The organism is Stenotrophomonas sp. YJH_SMC_81, from assembly GCF_059370875.1.
The window spans coordinates 83,654-103,809 of sequence record NZ_JCAFUB010000004.1; the positions used below are offsets into that span (position 1 = coordinate 83,654).

Here is a 20,156-nt window from a genome sequence, read left to right on the forward strand (position 1 = left end):
ACATGAACACTATCTATCGTCTGGTTTTCAACCGCGCGCTGCGCGTCTGGCAGGTGGCTTCGGAGCTGGTGAAGGGCGGCGGTGGCCTGGTCGGCCATGTGCCGGGCCGGCAGAGCGCCGCGCTGTCGCCGCTGGGCTTCGCACTGATGTGCTCACTGGGCTGGGTCAGCCTGGGAACGCCTGCGCTGGCGCAGTCCGATGCGCGCATCATTTCCGATCCGAATGCGCCGGGCCGTGAACGGCCGACGATGGTGACCGCACCCAATGGCGTGCCGATGGTGAACATCACCACGCCGTCGGCGGCGGGTGTGTCGCGCAACCGCTATTCGCAGTTCGACGTGGGCCGCGATGGCGTCATCCTCAACAACGCCCGCGGCCAGGTGCAGACGCAGCTGGGCGGCTGGGTGCAGGGCAACCCGTGGCTCGCCACCGGCAGTGCACGGGTCATCCTCAATGAAGTGAATGGTCCGGCCAGCGGGCTCAACGGCTATGTGGAAGTGGCCGGGCAGCGCGCCGAAGTGATCATTGCCAACCCGGCCGGGATCCAGGTCAATGGCGGCGGTTTCCTCAATGCCAGCCGGGTGACCCTGACCACCGGCACGCCGATGTTCACGGGTGCAGGCGCACTTGAGGGCTATCGGGTCACCGGTGGCGCGATCCAGATCGATGGCGATGGCCTGGACACCAGCCGTGCCGATTACACCGACCTGATCACCCGTTCGTTGCAGGTCAACGCCGGCATCTGGGCCAACCAGCTGCAGGCGACGCTGGGCAACAACGTAGTCAGTGCCGACCACAGCCAGGCCAGCGCGACCGCGGCCAGCGGCGAGGCACCGGCCTTCGCGCTGGACGTTGGCGCGCTGGGCGGCATGTTCGCCAACAAGATCTGGCTGGTCGGCAACGAGCACGGCGTGGGCGTGCGCAATGCCGGCAGCATTGGCGCACAGGCCGGCGAGCTGGTGGTGACGGTGGATGGCCGGCTGGAAAACACCGGCGCCCTGCAGTCGCGGCAGAACATGCGCGTGCAGGCCAGTGGCGATCTTGCCAATGGCGGCACCATCGCGGCCAAGCGCGAAGTTGCGATCACCGCCGGTGGCACGCTGGACAACAGCGGCGGCACGCTCAATGCACAGCGCCTGCAGGTGGAGGCGCACGGGTTGCGCAACCATGGCGGCGCCATTGAACAGACCGGCGCGCAAGCGCTGGCGCTCAAGGCCGACGCAGCCAGCAACCGTAGCAATGGCCTGTTGGGTGCACTGGATGCCGTAGCGTCAGGTGGTAACGGGAGCAGCGCTGGCAGCGGCACGTCGCCCGGCAATGGCGGTGGAACACCGGGAACCGGCACGCCGGGAACGCCGGGAACCGGAGGCGGCAATGGCGGCTCGGCGGGTACGCCGACGTCGCCGGAGCTGCCCCTGGCCGAGGGCCTGATCGCCATCGCCGGTACGCTGGACAACGACGGCGGCAGCATCAGCAACGGCGGCACGGTGTCACTGGTCGCACGCAACGGTCTCGACAACAGCGGCGGTCGCCTGGGAGTGAGCGCGCTGCAGGCCGGGGGTGAGCTGCGCAATGACGGCGGCATGCTGCAGGTGCATGGCGATGCCGCGTTGCAGGTGGGCCTGTTGTCGAACCAGAAGGGTGCGCTGAGCGTGGCCGGCGACCTGTGGCTGGATGCGCAGTCGCTCGACAACCGCGGTGGTGAACTGCGCCACGCCGGCAAAGCGGCATCGTCGTGGACGGTGCAGGGCCTGTTCAACAACGACGGTGGTCTGCTGGCCACCAATGCCACGCAGCTGGCCTTGCGCGCAGGCCAGGTCGGCAATGCCGGTGGCCGTATCGAACATGCCGGTGGCGATGGTCTCGCGTTGGGTACGGGCGACTGGGCCGGCAGCGGTGGGCGACTGAGTACCCTGGGCCGCCTGCAATGGTCGGCCGGCAACGCCGATCTGCGCAACGGTTCGCTCAGTGCGGCCGGGTTCGAGATCCTGGCCGCGACGCTGGACAACCGGGGCGGCAGCCTGCTGTCGCTGGGTAGCGGGGCCAGTTCGGTGAAGGCCACGACGCTGGACAACAGTGCCCGCGGCACGTTGGCCGGCAACGGCGATCTGGCACTGGTCGCGACCACGCTGGACAACAGCAACGGCCTGGTTCAGCAGGCTGGCACCGGCACCCTGAGCGTGCAGGCCGATACGTTGCGTGGCAGCGAAGGGCGCCTGCTCAGCAACGGCGCGCTGGTGCTGTCCGGCGGGGAGTTGGACGTGAGTGGTGGTACGACATCGGCGCAGAGCGTGCAGATCCACGCCGGGGCACTGCGCAACCGCCAGGGCCAGATCGTCTCGCAGGGTGTCTCGGCGCTGGCGCTGGACGTGCGCCATGCGTTCGACAATCAGGGCGGCCAGATCGTCGGCAACGGAGGCCTGCGCATCGACGCCGGTCGCATCGACAACCAGAAGGGCACGCTGCAGTCGGCCGGCACGCAGGGTGTGGCGCTGACGGTGCGCGGCACGCTGGATAACAGCGGCGGCGCGATATCCGGCAATGGCCAGGTGCAGCTTCAGGCCGACAGCCTGGTCAACCAGGGTGGCAAGGTACTGGCCGCAGGCAGCGCTGCATTGCAGGTGCAGGTCCGCGAGCTGCTGGACAACAGCAACGGTGGCCGATTGGCCGGTACCGGTGATGTGCAGCTGCAGGCAGCGCGCCTGGACAACCGCGGCGGCGCGATCGAACACGCGGGCAGAGGCACCTTGCAGATCCGGGCCGACAGCCTGCAGGGCGCGGCGGGCCGGATCCTCAGCCAGTCGTCGCTGACGCTGGAAGGGGGCGAGCTTGTGCTCGGCGCCGGCAGCGTTACCCAGGCCGAGCGCACCGCCATCGATGCGCAGCGCCTGGACAATGCCGGCGGCAGCCTCAGTGCGACTGGCAGCGAGGCGCTGCTAGTGCGTGTGGCGCAGGCATTGGACAACAGCGGCGGCACGATCGCCGGCAACGGCGCGCTGGATGTTCAGGCCGGTGAACTGATCAACCGCAAGGGCACGCTCAGCGGTGCCGGAACGGCTGACAGCACGCTGCAGATCGTCGCTGCGCTGGACAACCACGAAGGCACGATCGCCAGCAATGCCAATCGCCTGACGGTCACTTCCGCACGGCTGGACAACAGTGGCGGCAGCATCCGCCAGGCCGGCAACCAGGGCCTGGACATCACCACCGGCCGCCTGGACGGCAGCAAGGGCACGCTGGTCTCCTCGGCCACGCTGACCCTGCGTGCTGGCGACGTGGATCATCGTGACGCGACACTGGGCGCCGATCGCCTCGACCTTGAGGCCACCACGCTCGACAACGCCGGTGGCCGCATCATCGCCAGCGGCGAAGGCGCCAGTCGCATCAAGGCCACGACGCTGGGCAATGCCGGTGGCACGCTGGCCAGCAATGGCGACCTGGCCCTGCTGGCACAGGTGCTGGACAACCGTGCAGGCAGGATCCAGCACGCGGGGAGCGGCCAGCTGCAGGTCTCGGCGAAGACCCTGCTGGGCAACGGCGGCAGCGTGCTCAGCAATGGCAGCTTCGCGCTGGACGGCGCCAACCTCGATCTGACCGCGGCAACCACCTCGGCGCGCCGCGTCGACATCACCGCCGATACCCTGACCACCGCCGGTGGCACGCTCACCGCAACCGGTGAAGACGCGCTGCGCCTGCGCGTACAGGGTGTGCTGGACAATCGCGGTGGATCGCTGGCCAGCAATGGCGCGCTGGCTGTCACCGCGCAGCAGCTGATCAATGCACAGGGCACGCTGCAGGGTGCAGGCGCGGGCCACTCCACGCTGGCGATCGGCCAGGCGCTGGACAACCAGAAGGGCCGCATCCTGCTCGGCGGTGCCGGCACGGTCACCGCGGCCAGCCTCGGCAACCAGGGCGGCACCGTGCATGCGGGCGGCAGCGCGCTGGTGCTGGGCGTTGACGGTCGCCTCGACAATGGCGAGCAGGGGCTGCTGTCCAGTACCGGCACGATGACCCTGGGCGCCGACAGTCTCGACAACCGCCACGGCACCCTGGTCGCTGGCAAGGACCTGAGCGCGACCACGGCGGCAGGCGTAGACAACAGCGACGGCGCGATGCAGGCCGGCGAACGGCTGCAGTTGCAGGGCAACGGCCTGCTCAACCAGCGCGGCACGCTGCTGGGCGGCCAGCTGGACATCGATACCCGCGGCCAGCGGTTGGACAACCGCGCCGGCACGCTGGGCACGCAGAAGGGCGCGCTGAGCGTTCGCAGTGGCGCGATGGACAACCAGGGCGGTCGCGTGCAGTCGGCGGCCGACCTGGCCATCAACACGGCCGGGCAGGACATCGACAACCGTTTCACGGCCGGCAGCGGTGGATTGCTGGCGGCCGGGAAGCTGCAGCTGGATGGTGGCGCGCTGGACAACCGTGGCGGCGCAGTCAATGCACAAGGCGATGCGCGCTTGCTGCTGGCCCGCGTCGACAACAGTTCCGGTGGAACACTTGCCAGCGCCGCGAAACTGTCGCTGCAGGCGGCGAGCCTGGCCAATGCCAGTGGTCGCGTGCAGGCCGGGCGCAACCTCGACCTGACCCTGGACGGGCACCTGGACAACGCCGACGGCGCGATCGCGGCCGGCCAGCTGCTGACCCTCACGGCCGCCAGCGTGGACAACCGCAACACCCGTGGCGGCGACGGCACGCGTGGCCTGCAGGCGGGCCAGCTGCAGTTCGGTGCACAGTGGCTGGACAACAGCCAGGGCCAGGTCGTCACTGATGGCGGTGCGCGGCTGCAGATCAACGGCCAGCTGCAGAACACCGGCGGCGTGATCAGCACCGGCGGCAACCTGGACAGCCAGGCGGACAACGTCGCCAACAGCGGCGGCCTGCTGCGCGCCGATGGCAGCCAGACCCTGGTCGCACGTGCGCTCAGCGAAGACGGCCAGGTGCATGCGCAGCGTGACCTCGGCCTCACCCTGCAGCAGGGCATGCGCCAACGTGGCGAATGGATCGCCAACGGCACGCTGTCGCTGAACCTGTCCGGCGACCTCGACAACCAGGGTGTGGTGCGCGGTGGCAACCTCGACCTCAACGCCCAGAACATCACCAATGCGGCCTCGGGTGAGATCTCCAGCCAGGGCACGACCCACCTCAATGCCCGTGGCCAGCTGACCAACCGGGGCCTGATCGATGGCGCGCTGACCCACCTGGAGGCCGGCGAAATCGACAATCTTGGCACCGGGCGCATCTATGGTGATCGCGTGGCGATCTCCACCGGCGTGCTGAAGAATCGCGCCGAAGAGGCCGGTGGTGCCACCCGCGTCGGCACCGTGGCTGCACGCGAGCGCCTGGACCTGGGCGTGCGCGAGCTGCAGAACACCGGCAAGGGCCTGATCTACAGCGGCGGTGATGCTGCCATCGGCGGCACGCTGAGTGCCGATCGCATCGCCAGCGGCATTGCCGGGCGGATCGACAACATCAGCTCGGTCATCGATGTCACCGGCAACCTGTCCATCGATGCGCAGGTGGTCAACAACATCCGCGAGAACGTGGTCATCACACAGACCACCACCGTGAACGCTCCGGTGCGCATGGATCGACCCGCCTGGTGGCGCAACGGCAAGAATGGCACCGAGGACATTCGCAGCACCAGTCACTATTCGGCGCACGAGGTGTACTACCTCAATCCGACCGATATCCTGGAAGACACGCCGCATATCACGCCGGATGGCTTCACCGTGCACCGTGCGGTGGTACGACTGACCGCGCAGACCAGTGCCTACTTCTTCGGGCGCGGTGGGCTGTATGCCGCGCTGGGTGAGCGTGCGCGGCTGAACGTGCAGGACGGCACGGTGGTGATGTACTACGTCGGCCGCCAGGACAACCAGGTCAATCCGGACCAGGTTGCCGCTGGTGCCGACGATCCGTTTGCCGAGCTGGCCACCCTGCATCCCGATTCGCCGGCATTCCGCTACGTCGATGACAAACTCACCTACTCGTCAGCGTATGGCACCTGTACGACCAACTGCGTGCAGTTGTGGACCTACAAGGACTACGATCCCGACCGCATTCTGACCAGCCCACAGTTTGCGGGCGGCAACTCCACCAGTGCCAACGAGCAGTATCGCCTGGCCACGCGCACCGTGACCGAAGATGTGTTGCAGCCGAGCGTCGGTGCCGATGCGGTCATCCGGTCAGGCGGTGCGATGCGCATCCGCAGCGATGATCTGCGCAACCACTACGGCAGCATTGCCGCCGGCGGCGATCTGGACATCATCGGCCTGACCGGCGCGGCAAAGGTGGAGAACCTGGCGGCCACGCTGTATCGCACGCACCAGTTCTCCAACGTCAGCCACACCTTCGGCGGGGATGTGATGACCTGGAGTGCTCCGGCCATTTCCGAGGTGACCGGTAAGATTGGCGGCCGCATTGTCAGCGGCGGCTCGTTGAGCATCGACGTCGGTGACCTGAGCAACCTCAACCAGGGACGGAACGCACCGAACGTGCAGAACGGTTCGGCCATGGCCAACCTCAACGTGCAGGGGCCCACGGCGCTGCCGGATGGGCCGGGCCATGGCGGTGCGCAGGGGCCGGGCCAGTCCGCCGGCACCGGTGCCGAACGCGCGCTGGCACAGGCGGCCGATGGTGCCAGTACCCAGCAAGGGAGCAGCGTCGGCGGCGTGAGCGGCAACACCGGTACGTCCGGGCCGCGCGTGGTCGCAGCCAGTGGAGGATCACCGGATCGCATCGCGATGGGTGCACCGGACACGCGCGCGCCGAGCGCCAGCCTGTTCAACGTCAATCCCAACGGCGGCCACTATCTGGTCGAGACCGATCCGCGCTTCACCGACCACAAGACCTGGCTGAGTTCGGACCATCTGCTGGGCCAGATGGGCTACTCGCCCGATACCGTGCAGAAGCGGCTGGGTGATGGGTACTACGAGCAGAAGCTGGTGCGCGAGCAGATCGGCCAGCTGACCGGTCGCCGCTTCCTCGACGGCTACGCCAGTGACGAGGCGCAGTACCGCGCGCTGCTGGAGGCCGGTGCCACGGTCGCCAGCGAATGGGGCCTTCGCCCCGGCGTGGCGCTGACCGAAGCGCAGATGGCACAGCTGACCAGTGACATTGTCTGGCTGGTCGAGCAGACCGTCACCCTGGCCGATGGCAGCACCACCACCGCGCTGGTGCCGCAGGTCTACCTGCGCCTGCGCCCGGGCGACCTGGACGGCAACGGTGCACTGCTGGCCGGCGCCAATGTCGATATCAAACTGGGCAATGACCTGGTCAACACCGGCAACATCGCCGGGCGCAAGCTGGTGACCATCGATGCCGGCAACATCGAGCATCTGGGCGGCAGCATTTCCGGCCAGTACGTCGGGCTGTCGTCGGACAAGGACATCCGCGTTGTCGGTGCCGCCGTGACGGCTAGCGATGCGCTGTCGGTCAAGGCTGCGGGCAATGTCACGGTGGCCTCCACGGTGGAGACACAGCAGGGCGGTGGCACCTACCAGTACGAGACCAACCGCATTGATCGGGTTGCTGGTCTGTATGTAACCAATCCCAGTGGCGACGGCATGCTGTCGGTGGTGGCCGGTGGTGACATCAGCCTGCAGGCCGCACAGATCCGCAACGCCGGCGCCGACGGCCTGACCCAGCTGGCCGCAGGCGGCACTCTGGATGTTGGCGCGATTGCGCTGGAGGAACGCCGCGACGCCACCTTCGATGAACGCAACCATCAGCGCAGCAGCAGGACGACACACGCTGCCACGTCAGTGCAGGGCGCTGGCGATGTGGTGCTGGCGGCCGGCAAGGACATCAACCTGGCCGCCGCGCAGATCAGGGCGGCGGGCGGTCTGGCATTGCAGGCCGGTGGGGACATCAACAGCCAGGCGCTGGTGGACAGCGAGAGCCGGGATTTTGCGAACGCGGGCAAGCGCAGCTCGCTGCAGGTCAGCCAGAGTGATGAGACGGTGCGGGGCAGTACATTGCAGGCCGGGGAAGATTTGCTGCTGAACGCGGGCCGGGATGTGAACCTGACAGCCGCGTTGGTCGACAGCAATGACGGCGCGGTAAGCGTGGCTGCGGGCCGCGACGTCAACCTGCTCTCGGCCAACGAGACGCACGACTACAGCCTGGACAGCTACGACAAGAAAAAGAAGACGCTCTCCAGTACCACCACCACGCGCAGCGTCGACGCGAGCGACAGCTATGCCATCGGCACGGCGATCCAGGGCGAGCGTATCAACATCACGGCTGGACGCGATCTGACTGCGGTAGGTGCGGTGGTCGATGCCACCGGCAACGTGATTCTGGGGGCTGGCAACAATGTGCTGATCACTGCCGCCGAGGACCATCACAGCAGTGAGTCCAGCGAGCGCAAAAAGAAATCCGGCGTTACCGGAGGCTTCGGCAACGGCGTGGCATCGGTCGGCTACAGCAGCGCGAAGAACAGCAGCACCCGCGCCGAACAATCCACCACCCAGGTGGGATCGGCGATCGCCTCGCGCGACGGCAATGTGCTGATCAATGCTGGCAACACACTGACGATCGAGGCGTCGGACGTCGCCGCAGGCGAGAACCTGACACTGGTGGGCAAGGAGATTGCGCTGCTGGCGCGACAGGACACCACGGACAGCCAATCCAGTCAGGCCAGCAAGTCCAGCGGCTTCTCGGTGGGCGTGACCTACGACCCGACCAAGGCCTACCGCAGCGCCCGCGATTCGACCACCGACGGTATGGCCGATAGTGGCTCGGCGATGGGGCGGATCACCCGCACCGCCGAAGGCGCCGCCTCCGGCCTGCGCGCGGCCACCACGTCGACCGTGGTGACTGCCGGCAGCCAGCGCACCAACAGCGAACAGAGCCATTCGACCAGTGATGCCCGCGTCAGCCAGTTGGCTGCAGGCGGCGATCTCACGTTGATTGCCAACGGCGGCTCGATCCTCAGCCAGGGCACACAGATGTCGGCCGAGGGCAACGCTGTGCTGCTGGCCACCCAGGACATCGTGTTCGACGTGGCCCACAACACCGAGCGCAGCGACAGCAGCAGCCATGGCAAGGGCTGGGGCTTTGCCAACAACACCAGCGGCTTGCCGTTCGGTACCAACAACTCGCAGAGTCAGGGCAGCGGTAGCAGTGACACCATCACTGGCACGCAGCTGTCCGTTGGCGGCGGCGTGCGCATGGCCACCACCGAAGGCAACATCAGCCTGACCGCGGCCAACATCGCCGCCGAGAAGGACGTCAGCATCCGTGCGGCCGGCGATCTGCTGGTGCGCAGCGGGCAGGATACGGTCAGCAACGCCAATACGTCCGACAGCAAGGCGATCGGCACGGTACAGATATCGGATACAGAGAAGTTCTCCGGCTGGCACCGCGAGCAGCACCAGGACGACAGCGCGCAGGTGTCACAGGTGGCCAGCAGCATCGGCAGTCTGGGCGGAAGCGTGAACCTGACCGCCGGTGGCAAGTACACGCAGACGGCCAGCAACGTGGTGGCCGCCAAGGACGTGAACATCACCGCCGCCGAGATCGAGCTGTTGACCGCCGACGAGAGCGGCCACTACTCGCAGAGCGACAAGGACCTGAAGATCGGCGTGTTCGCGCGGGTGAAGTCGCCGTTGATCGACCTGATCAACAACGTGGACGCGGCACGTCAGTCCGATGACCGCCTGCAGAAGATGCAGGGCATGGCGGCGGGCGCCAACGCGTACCAGGCAGCCAGTGCGATCTCGGCACTGTCCGGCCGTGGCGGCAGTGGCGAACTGTTCCGTGCTGAAGCAGGCATCGGCTTCAAGACCGCCAACAGCAGTGCAGATGGCAGCAGCATGGTTTCGCGTGGCTCCACCATCCAGGGCGGCGGCAACGTCAACCTCACCAGCACCCAGGGCGACATCCATGTGGTGCAGGGCAACCTGAGTGCAGGCAACACCCTCAGCCTGGATTCGGCCGGCGACATCCTGCTGGAAGCAGGCAAGGCGAATGTGGCCGACCGCAGCAAGAGCAGCAATGCAGGCGCCGAAGTCGGCGTGGGCGTCTCGGTGGGCGCGCAGACCGGCGTGTACGTGTACGCCGAAGCCAGTGTTGGCAGCAGCAAGGCCAATGCCGAGAGCAGCACCTGGCAGAACACCACGCTGACCGGCAAGAACATCTCGATGAAGGCCGAGGGCGATACCACGCTGCGTGGCGCCACGGCGACCGCTGATCGCATCGACGTCAAGACCGGCGGCACGCTGACCATTGAATCGCTGCAGGACATCGCCGAGAGCATGTCCAGGAACAGCCAAGTGGGTGGCCGCGTACAGGTGTCGTTCGGTACCGCGTGGAATGCCGACGGGTATGCGAGCGCAGGCAAGGCCAGCGGCAGCTATCAGGGTGTCGGCCAGCAGAGCGGCCTGTTTGCCGGCAATGGCGGGTACCACGTCGATGCCGGCCACGTGAACCTGGTGGGCGGGGCGATTGCCAGCACTAATGCAGGCAACAGTGAACTGACTGCGGGCTCGCTGACGTTCACCGACCTGCAGAACCACATGGACTACACGGCCAGCTCCGGCAGCATCAGTGGTGGTGCGGGCGGGCAGATGGATGGCTGGGCGCCCAAGCCGGGAACGGCCGCACCCCGAGGTGGTCCGGGCCTGCCGATGATGGAAAAGGGCAGCGACAGCAGCTCCACCCTTGCCACCTTGACCGAGGGCAACATCACCATCGGTGGCAAGCAGACGTCGGCGGCTGAGCTGGGCATCAACACCGATGCCAGTGGGGCACATCGTGCGCTGGATGCATTGCCGGATGCGAGCAAGTTGCTGGCGGACCAGCAGGCGATGGCGGCTGCGGCGGGGACGGTGATGGCCACCAGCCAGCAGATTGCATGGGACGTTCAAGCCTATCAGAGCAAGAAGGCAACCCAGGCGTACTATGATGGCCTATCAAGCGATGATAAGAAGGCGTTCAACGCGCTTAGCGCGGAGCAGCGCGATGCGGTGCTGACGGCAAACAGCCAAGCTTATAACGATGCGAAGAAGTGGGGTGATGGCGGTGAGTACAGCCGTGCCCTGAGCGCAGTGACGACGGCTGTGGTAGGGGGCGTAGCCGGCCAGGGCGCCGGTCAGGTCGCGTCCAATGCGCTGGCGCCCTATGCCGCTTACTTCATCGGCAGCAAGCTTGACTCGAACCACGGCAGCGATCCCAATGCGACTCTGCAATTGCTGTCGCACGCGGTATTGGGTGCACTGCTGGCGGAAGCCAATGGTGGCAATGCGGGAACCGGAGCGGTCTCTGCGGCTGGCGGCGAGTTGGCCGCGAAGGTGCTGACCAGTACATTGACCGGAGGAGATCCTTCCAGGCTGAGCCCGGAGCAGAAGGAGATGGTGCTGGCGTTGTCGCAGGCGGTGGGAGCACTGGCGGGTGGGTTGTCAGGGCAGGATCTGGCTGGGATCGCGTTGAATGCGGGGATTGCCAAGAATTCGGTTGAGAACAACTTCCTTTCAGAGGATCAGGCTCGTGTACTGAAGCAGCAGCTCGACGAGTGCGGCGGCGACACGTCATGCCAGAAGACGGTGCGCGACGTTGCCAAGCAATTGTCGGAGAGAATGGATTACGAGCTGCTCTCAGTGTGCACTGCGAACTCAGCGAGCCCTGCGTGTCAGGCGTTTGTGAATGCGGCCGTTTCCTACAAGTATGGCTCGTGGCCCGGAGAGCTTGGACTGTTCGATGATCTCGGCCGTAGCAGCGAGGCGCTTTCTTCGTTCGCCCACTCCATGGATGGACGTGCCTATCGCGAGCTGATTTTTGAGAACGGGGGACTCCAGCCCGTCTATATCCTGCCTCAGGAATATACGGTGGCCGCGCTGGCACAGTGGACCGCCGGTGTCGACACTTCCATCGATCAATATGGGCTATGGTCCAAGGAGACTGCAGGCGAAGTAGGCCTTGGGCTGGCACAGTTGCTGGCACGACGCTATGGAATGGTCAATATAGTCGGCGGCAACGGAGGCTTTGGGAGCGGACGGAGTGATGGGACACCGAATACCTCAAGCGGGACGCAGGTGGATGCGGAGAAGTCCGCACTGGAGAGAATCGCAGGTCGCCCGGCAGGACCCGATTTGTCTCTCAAACAACCTGAATCCGTTCTTCAGGCGTACTCGCAAAAGCGAATTGATGACCTCGCACACCAATACAATAGCAAGTCATTGGATCCTAAGGATTTTCAGCTTAATCTTGGTTCAAAGGTCTTGAAGGCCGATGCTCAAGTCAGTACGGGTGCTCCGGTTTATATTGGTGCAAGCACATCCGATGTCATGCTGTATTTCAGACAGCTGACTGGAACTGATCGCATGCCTGTCGCGAGGGTCGTACCTGGAAAGGGTCTTCTTTATACGGCAACCACGAGCTCTGGTGCAAAGATAACTCTTAGAGATTTTTCAACGAGTGCGCAGAAGACTGGTGCGAGTTGGACAATTGATGTGCAGGATAAATCCATAAATAATGGAAAGCGAGTAGAGGTGAAGTTCAAATGAAAGATGGGATTTATTGTGCAGTGGTGACTTCTTCGTTTGGGTTATCAATGGGTGCCGTCTGGCAGCACATGACGATGGAAATGGGAGGTGTTGGGATCTCCGAAAGAAAAGACGCGTTCTTCGAGTTGATGGGTCGTTTGTTGAGGGAAGGGAAAGTGAGGCTTGCAACGGACGGGGTCTTCTTGCAAGGCGACTGGAGGGAGCAGCTGACGCTAATCTCAAACGCTTGGCCCGAAAATCCAGGTGAAGATGATATCGATGGATTCGGCCTCTGGTTCTTGACCGATGCTCCGGCGGGTCTGGTTTGGATCGGCGCAGATGGCCGTGAACAGTGGACGTAGTAGTCCGATTCATGTCGGTGGCGTCACGACGATCCTGACGAATGGGTCAGGGCTTGTAACGACACCGAGCTTTGATGAAGCTTGCTTGAGAAGTGTCTTGCGCTCTGTACTTGCCGTGAACTGCAGGGGTGGGATGATCTATTCTCGGATATGAAGAAAATGGTCGCCCGTCATCCAAGTTTGAATCAGCTTTCAATGTAAGCATTGGCCTCGCTATTCAATTGGAGCAATCGATAGGTCAGAGGCATCACCTCCCAGCAGATCCAAGACTCGCCTCAAAACTGCCGTCAGCGGGAGCGGTACAAGTAATCCAAACTTCAGCGTTGGACAAGGTACCCATGCTGAAGCAGATCAATTGGGGAAGATATGGGTCGGTGACGGGGCAAGACGGACCAGTGATGGGACTGGTTGGGTTAGTGCTGATGGCACCAGAGTGAATCGACCTCCGTCAGAGAAATTGAGTGAGCTGGCGGTAACGGGCATTCAGGCGAACTTTGAGCGGTATGGCGTAAACAAAATAGCGGGTGCTCGCAAGAAGATTGCTAACGGGCATATGGATATAAACAAATAAGGTTAGTTTGATATGAGGGCGCGATTGAATGGAATATTCAATGATGTATTGGATCTGAGAACATGGATTCCGGGTGAGGTCGACTTCAGTGTCGATGTCAGAGTTAATGTTGGTGTGGTTGGTATTCCTGGAGATGATGACTTTGATTTGAATGTTTGTACGCCCGGATGGCTTGTTGAAAATTCTTCGTCTGCTCTCTGGGGTCGTGGAATGCTGGTGGTAAGTGAATTTGATTTTTCAGTGATCGAATCAGTGATTTCCAGTTACATTGATTCTTGTGAGGCAGACACTTGGGCTGAAATAGCAACCAAGCTCTGTAGGGTTATGAAGTGGGAGTTTGATGACTATCAATCTTCTTGAAGCTCTCCGTAGCGCGTAAATCCGGGCTGGGCATCGCTTCAGAAAAATAAGACAACGGGCGGACGGTGGGACGGATGCCTGTGTTTAATGGATGATGGCCAGAGCTGCTGTGAGCAAGCTTGGGGTTCAAGAAATTAAGAACAATGCTGGAAAGCTTACATTTGGCTCGATATCTGACATTGAAACGTATGCCATCTTGCTGGTGGGTAACATGTCGGCTGGAATGCCAAAGTATTTTGACGGCAGTGGTGATCGGGAGGAGTTCATTGATTCCGTGAAGGGGCTTGAATACACAGTCGGCGTACCTGGTACTACTTTCCAGTCGATTTTGGGCGCTTATGAATGGGCGGTGGGGTCCACCAAGCAACCGCATGAGTATTCGACGACTTCGGTTGCATGCGTAGTGAGCTAAACAAGCTCATGTGGCGATGCCGTTGCACAATACAACGCGCTCAAGCGGTCTGCAGGACCCGGTACGGATGACGAGGGTTTGGCCGACAACGGCGTGGTGAGCTATCTTTCCACCATGGGCCTGTCTCTGGGTTACGTAACGCACCTGGTCGATCCGAGCACCAGTAGTCTGATCAACATCACGGTGCCTGGAGCACATGCATTGGATCCCGGCTTTGTGATCCGACAGTTGCTTCCGGATGGATTCGGTGGATTCTCAGTCTCAATCAGAGAGGCTGGGGTACGGGTTTGAGTCCAATGTTCAACTCGAATTCGTGGGCCGATAGACAAGTGTGGAGTGCCAATACGCGCGATATTGGTAGCGAAGTTGGCAAGTTGCAGTGGCCTTGGAGTACTTTTCCCTCAAGGTAGAAATGCATGAGCTACCGGGGCCCTGATGGAAAGATGGTGGAGGTCTGCCAGTGAGTGAGCGTGAATTGGGGGCAAAGATTATGTCCGTGATTGCCAGTTCTATGCTTGGAGGGTTGTTATTCATAGCCATACCGCTGAGTTATCGGATAGGCAGTCTTTCGCAGGCTGCAATTTTCGCATCGCTGGTTTGCGCCATAGCTGCTGTGTTGGGCCTCATCTTCGGTGCGCCTGGGGTTATGCTTGTGGATAAATTTCTTCCGCGGCTCAAAGCTCGCCATGTTATAGCTGCACCAGTCTGTGCCTTGTTGGCGTGGCTCGCGTTCGAGGGTGCCTTCTCTCCTGGCGCTTGGATAAAGGTCTGGACCAGTCCTTCCTTTTGGCTTGAGTGGGCACCCAGGCGCGCTGGCATCATGCTTTTCATCGGGTTGGCCGTGGGTGCCTTCTACATGTTGATCTGGCCGCGGATTGGACGACTGATGAGGGTCAATGCGGCCTTGTGATTGAGGGAGATGGAATCGGCTGCCTGTATGCAGCAAAGTGGTGGCGGCAAATAGCCAGGCCTACAGCGGCGCGAGAACGTGGGGCGCTGCGATGAGTACAACTGTGCTTGTCATGCGGTGACGACTGCGCTGGCGGACGGCGCGGAGGGCAGGCGCTGGTCGGGTTGCCTCCAATGCACTGGCGCCTTATGCCGCCCAATCCATTGGCAGCATGCTTGATCCGAATCACGACAGTGACCCTAATGCGATGCCGCAACTGGCGTCGCATGCGGTGCTGGGTGCGCTGCTGGCGGAAGTCAATGGTGGCAGTGCGGGGACCGGCGCCATGTGTGCAGCCGGTGGCGAGTTGGCTGCGAATGTGTTGACGGACAAGTTGTTCGGTGGCAACCCCGCGAATCTCAGCCCGCGGCAAAGGGAATCGGTTCTGGCGCTATCACAAGCGGTGGGCGCGCTGGCCGGTGGGTTGTCGGGCCAGGATCTGGCTGGGATCGCGTTGAATGCGGGGATTGCCAAGAATTCGGCTGAGAACAACTGGCTTAGTAAGCAGGAAATCGCACTCATGGAGTCCGAGCGGGCTGCGTGCGGTGGAAAGGGGGGGGGGGGATGTCCAAGCCTGTAAGGACTCTGTTACTCGTGCGTATGAGAGCTGAACGCAGAGCGCGATCGCGAATTGCTTGCGCATGGTGCCGCTGTTGAGCTGAGTATGCGGTCCTATCCAGCAACTTCAGAAGACGACTGGAAGCGCGAGTTTGCGGCGCGGATCGACGTCTACTGGCAGCAGCAGTATCCAGGTATTCCAGTGCAGGACCGAGTAGCTGGAACTACACCTGGAGCCGATGCTGCTTACGCGTTCAGGGAAATACAAAGGCAGATGCTAGCAGGCAGCATGCAGGCACTTTTATCCATTTCCAACAAGGGGCCCAGCGCATGGTTCATGGACAAGATGGCCAAGGACGCGGAGGCACTTCGCGACGGGATGTTGGGCCAATTCAACGCTGCAAGCGGGTTGATTACTTCCAAGTATCCATCGATCGAGATTCAGTCGATGCTGGATCAAGCATCGGTAATGACGAAGGTCGAGGAGACTCAAGCATATCTGGCCCTGGTTGCAAGATCAGGGAATCAATTGGCTGGGATTCTCCGGGTCAAAGGCGGCTCTCTTTCAAAGGTTGTGGACGGCGGAACCTTGGAAGGGAAGCCGTTCATGCCGCGAGATTCTGTGAAGGTGAGTGCGGCACACAGTGTGGACACAATTGGAGCGAAGACCTGGTTTGGTGACGGTAGCGCCAATACGCCAAAGTCCATCGTAAAAGGGGGGGGGCATGATATTGCCAAGGACGTAAATGATCTGAACTCAGGGAAAGGTGTTTTGCTCCCAAATGGCGACGTCCTTGTGCCCTCGGGCCGCATCTGGGGTACTCATCCTGATAGAGCCTCGATGTTCCCAAAGGAGGGGCCGGGAATTGTTCAGCTGTCACGGGCAGAGTTCCGTGTTTACACGGACATGGTGCGAGATGGAGGTCTCCGGGGCGGATCAGAGAAGGCTCTTGAGGGTATGATCGCAGCGGGGAACGCAGGAGTGAACGCGACTTCTAGGTCGAGGTTGCTGGAACTCTACAATTCGCGTGGCTCGGGTAAATAAATTGAGGTGATATGTGGATTCCTTTCAGTTTTCGATTGAGCGCTATTTGAGCTTTGATGATGTTCGCAAGGTGCTGTCGGAGTCGTTGGGCGTGCCGCAATCGAATGTGTTCGATTCTGATGAGTATTGGGATCACGCGCAGATCAAGGATTCGGTGGGGATATGGGTTATGCATGATGACGGTCAGTTCAAAACCATCGTCAATGCCTACAGTTGCTTGAATTTAAACGATGAGGAGCTCGGGCGTCTGGCCATTCGGATGGCGCCGAAGTTCGATTCTGGGGTTCTTATTGGAGATCACTTCAGTGATGTCCCTGATCTGGAGGGGCGGTTTGTTGTTTGCTATCCGGATGGGAGTTTACGGTTTGGGTACGAAGTGGAGGGGGTTATTGAGTTCTTTGAATGACTGATCGCTTGCGTTCCGCGCTCCCCGATTTGCCCAGGGCAACTTGCCGCATGCGATTGTCACGAGCGGGGACTGACGGCGAGGTGGCATGGGCTTCTTCAATTCAGCTGGCAGACGTAGTGTTGAATATTGAAATCAGGCATCATTTGATTATTAATGGTGGAATTCCGATGGTTATTGCAGCCAGCGCAGGAAAGGCCAGTGGCAGCTATCAGGGTGTTGGTCAGTAGAGTGGCTTGGTTGCCTGCAATGGCGGATACCACGTCGATTCCGGTCGCGTGAATCTGATGGAATGATTATGTTATCTATTTTGAAGCATGCGATGATCAGGATCCTCAATGGGTCGCAAAAGCATATTTTGATAGAATTTTTGAGCTGGGAATATTTGCCAGAGTTGTAAGTCAGCTGTCTGGTGGTGATGGGTGTGGTGTTGATGGTGCTTGCTGCGCTTTCCCGGATCCGGTTAGTTTCTATGAGGCGGATCGGTTTGAAGGCGTTCGTTTTATATGCGGGCATGGCGATGGTGCTGAAACGCTCTTCCTTTCCGGGGCTGAATTCTCTGATCTTGTAGAGGGGGCTTGTAGATCTTATGTTGAGAGCGGTGGGGAGGGGGGGCTGAGTTGATTAAGGTTATTTCCAAGTCGCCCTTTCGCTGATGTGAAACGTTCAGCGAAAGCTGGAGGCTCTCTCTCGTAAGCAAAATGTCGATCGCGCTAAGATTGTCAATGCGACAGGAGAGGCTCTGGTCACGTAGGAGAGCTGGTCACAGAGAGCGGTGGATGCCAAAGTATCCCGGACGTTGCGGAAGGCAGTACGGACAGGAGCCGGTTCAGGAGAGGGCGGCGAGATGAGTATGGGCGATAAGAAAGGTTTCGAGAGAATTTCCGCTCAGACTGCATATGTGTTGATGTGCATTTTCCTGCAAAAGTACAGAGAGAGGGGGGGCGGGCAGGACACTCTGGTTGATCTATTATCTTCGGGCGGCTCATTTTTGTGGGCGAATGGCTTGCCCAACGATCCGGCCATGTGGGATGACTGGCGCGACGCATTTGCGGAGGTTGCCATCGCTGGAAATGTACTCAGTTCTGAATTCTGTAGCGCACAAATGAATTCATCAGGGGGGCGTTTGACGTTGCTCGATGCATTCTCAGTGATGCTGGTATTCCTTGAGGGGATTTTTGATCGATCTGGTGAGGATCTTCCTCTGCTCGAAGTTATTGGGCGTCTCACGTCGCCTCTAAGTGATTTCGGTTGTCTGAGTGATTCCTCTGTCTGGATTGAGTGGACGGATTCGGTTCGAAAGGTTGGGGCGTAGGGTTTTGGGCGGTTGCCATCTCTGATGGTGATAGGGATTGAAGGGGGGGGCGGCATTGGGTGGTCGATTGGGATATTTTCATTGAGGGGTTGGGGGGGGGCTTCCTTCATCAAAGTATTCAAATATAGGGCAGGAGGCTCGATTGCAATTTTTCCAATAAAAGGTGGGCAGTAATGGCTCGGTTGTCGGTGGTTTTGAGGGCTGGATTGATTCAGGGTCTTTCGGACGTAAATAATAGCTCAGGTGCGAGGGGGGTTGTTGAGGCACTGATCAAATGGGTTGTGGAATGCGAAGGCGAGGTTCGGAGAGAACCCTTCCTAAGCTATGGCTTTGACTTGATGGTGAACATGGACGGTCGATTGGATGAATATCCATTCGCAGAGATCGGGGAAGCGGATGTTGGGCGCGTGTATTTGCGTGCGATCCAGTTGAGAAATGCAAGTGATGACGGTGTCGCGCAGTTTGTCAGAGATCTGATGGAGGAGTTGGTCGCCGTCGAGATTGACAGGGTGTGTTCCCGCTGCGGGGAGGCGTATATGCGGGCATATATGGGGTTGATCAGTTTTACGCCCGCATTTCAGTGTGATGCATGCGGCTATGGCGAACTCTTGAATGGTTCGGCCTTTAGGGGTGAAAGGCTTCGATTCATTACATTGAAGGAGCTTGAGTCTTTCGGGATTTCTTAGCTGTGGATTGCATGCGATCATGCGATCTAGATAAATAAGGTGGTCTATGAAGTATCCTGCGCGGGAAGAGTTTCTTGATAGGTTTGGGCTTGAGCCTTTTAGAGTGGATCCGGAGATTGGCCTGTTTGTTTACAGGGCAAGCTCGGAAGGGCAGGTTGAGGTTGAGTTCTCCTTTAGCTTGGTAATGCGGTCTTTTCAGGCTTTGATCTCTATTGGTGGGGTGGATGTTTCTGTTATCTCATCGGAGGGTGTGAATTCCATTTCGATATTTGAAAATAATGGAAGGTCCAGTTTGCGTATTGAATTTATTCCTGGGTTGGGCCTATCCAGGGCTGAGTTGGTTCTTGAACCAACGATACATCTCTCCTGGTCTACGCTTGTTTAGGAGGGATGTTCGACAGCAAGCTGGCGAAGCACGCCAAGGCGTCTTTGGGGAGGTCGTACGCCAATCAGGCCCTTGAACGAAGTCATCGAACGCTGGGCTAAGGTTGAGTCATGATGATTGCTACGCCTCACCATCACAGCCGGGCGCTTCGCGCTGATAGCTGTGGCGATGGCTGCCGGTGATACCGGCTGGTGAGGATGTGGGGAAGGGGGCAATCCGTATGCGCAGGTGTCGTTCGGTACCGCGTGGAATGCCGACGGGTATGCCAGCGCAGGCAAGGCCAGCGGCAGCTATCAGGGTGTTGGCCAGCAGAGCGGCCTGTTTGCCGGCAATGGCAATGGCGGCGACCACGTCGATGCCGGCCACGTGAACCCTGGTGGGCGGGGTGATTGCCAGCACCCATGCGGGCAACTGGCTGGGCAGGCAGGAAATCGAACTCATGGAGTCCGAGCGGGCCGCGTGTGATGGAGAAGGGGGCGATGTCCGAGCCTGCAAGGACTCTGTGACACGTGCGTATGACGAGTTGAACGCATAACGCGACCGTGAGCTGCTTGCGTACGGTGCTGCTGTTGAGCTGAGCATGCGCTCCTCTCCAGCTACTTCAGAGGACGACTGGAAG

The 20,156-nt window shown here is 61.1% G+C and carries 13 protein-coding genes; 12 read left to right on the forward strand and 1 reads right to left on the reverse strand.

The annotated features are described in order from the left end of the window. Positions 1 to 2 precede the first annotated feature (2 nt). The 12 genes from AC5P8U_RS09885 (at position 3) to AC5P8U_RS09940 (ending at position 19,537) form a co-directional block, all read left to right on the forward strand. A complete protein-coding gene (locus AC5P8U_RS09885) occupies positions 3 to 12,509 on the forward strand; it encodes a hemagglutinin repeat-containing protein (protein ID WP_447897244.1) in 12,507 nt (4,168 codons plus the stop codon). Then, on the forward strand, positions 12,506 to 12,850 hold the full coding sequence (locus tag AC5P8U_RS09890; RefSeq protein WP_005408646.1) for a DUF596 domain-containing protein: 345 nt from the start codon (positions 12,506 to 12,508) through the stop codon (positions 12,848 to 12,850). The genes AC5P8U_RS09885 and AC5P8U_RS09890 overlap by 4 nt, the downstream gene beginning before the upstream one ends. 583 nt (positions 12,851 to 13,433) lie before the next feature. Further along, positions 13,434 to 13,781, forward strand: coding sequence for an Imm8 family immunity protein (locus AC5P8U_RS09895; RefSeq protein WP_334271664.1), 348 nt, complete (start codon positions 13,434 to 13,436; stop codon positions 13,779 to 13,781). A 109-nt stretch (positions 13,782 to 13,890) separates the two neighbouring features. Beyond that, positions 13,891 to 14,193, forward strand: coding sequence for a hypothetical protein (locus AC5P8U_RS09900; protein ID WP_334271665.1), 303 nt, complete (start codon positions 13,891 to 13,893; stop codon positions 14,191 to 14,193). Between the two features lie 1,121 nt (positions 14,194 to 15,314). Then, complete coding sequence (locus tag AC5P8U_RS09905; RefSeq protein WP_447897245.1) at positions 15,315 to 15,722, forward strand: VENN motif pre-toxin domain-containing protein; 408 nt, start codon at positions 15,315 to 15,317, stop codon at positions 15,720 to 15,722. Between the two features lie 84 nt (positions 15,723 to 15,806). Further along, positions 15,807 to 16,745, forward strand: a complete 939-nt coding sequence (locus AC5P8U_RS09910) for a hypothetical protein (RefSeq protein ID WP_495214133.1) — start codon at positions 15,807 to 15,809, stop codon at positions 16,743 to 16,745. Positions 16,746 to 16,758: 13 nt separating this feature from the next. Beyond that, on the forward strand, positions 16,759 to 17,151 hold the full coding sequence (locus tag AC5P8U_RS09915) for a hypothetical protein (RefSeq protein ID WP_252744655.1): 393 nt from the start codon (positions 16,759 to 16,761) through the stop codon (positions 17,149 to 17,151). Further along, positions 17,148 to 17,381, forward strand: a complete 234-nt coding sequence (locus tag AC5P8U_RS09920; RefSeq protein ID WP_447897247.1) for a hypothetical protein — start codon at positions 17,148 to 17,150, stop codon at positions 17,379 to 17,381. Before AC5P8U_RS09915 ends, AC5P8U_RS09920 begins: the two co-directional genes overlap by 4 nt. Positions 17,382 to 17,454: 73 nt before the next feature. Further along, positions 17,455 to 17,775: a ribonuclease toxin immunity protein CdiI gene (gene cdiI / locus AC5P8U_RS09925; protein WP_495214157.1), complete on the forward strand. Its 321-nt coding sequence runs from the start codon at positions 17,455 to 17,457 to the stop codon at positions 17,773 to 17,775. Positions 17,776 to 17,998: 223 nt separating this feature from the next. Then, positions 17,999 to 18,466 carry a hypothetical protein gene (locus AC5P8U_RS09930; protein ID WP_252744653.1) on the forward strand — a complete coding sequence of 156 codons (468 nt, stop codon included), beginning with the start codon at positions 17,999 to 18,001 and terminating at the stop codon, positions 18,464 to 18,466. A gap of 173 nt (positions 18,467 to 18,639) precedes the next feature. Then, complete coding sequence (locus AC5P8U_RS09935; protein ID WP_447897248.1) at positions 18,640 to 19,152, forward strand: hypothetical protein; 513 nt, start codon at positions 18,640 to 18,642, stop codon at positions 19,150 to 19,152. Between the two features lie 46 nt (positions 19,153 to 19,198). Beyond that, complete coding sequence (locus tag AC5P8U_RS09940; RefSeq protein WP_252745341.1) at positions 19,199 to 19,537, forward strand: hypothetical protein; 339 nt, start codon at positions 19,199 to 19,201, stop codon at positions 19,535 to 19,537. A 120-nt stretch (positions 19,538 to 19,657) separates the two neighbouring features. Here the strand turns inward: AC5P8U_RS09940 and AC5P8U_RS09945 are convergent, their stop codons facing one another. After that, a complete protein-coding gene (locus tag AC5P8U_RS09945) occupies positions 19,658 to 19,978 on the reverse strand; it encodes a hypothetical protein (protein WP_447897249.1) in 321 nt (106 codons plus the stop codon). Between the last annotated feature and the right edge of the window lie 178 nt (positions 19,979 to 20,156).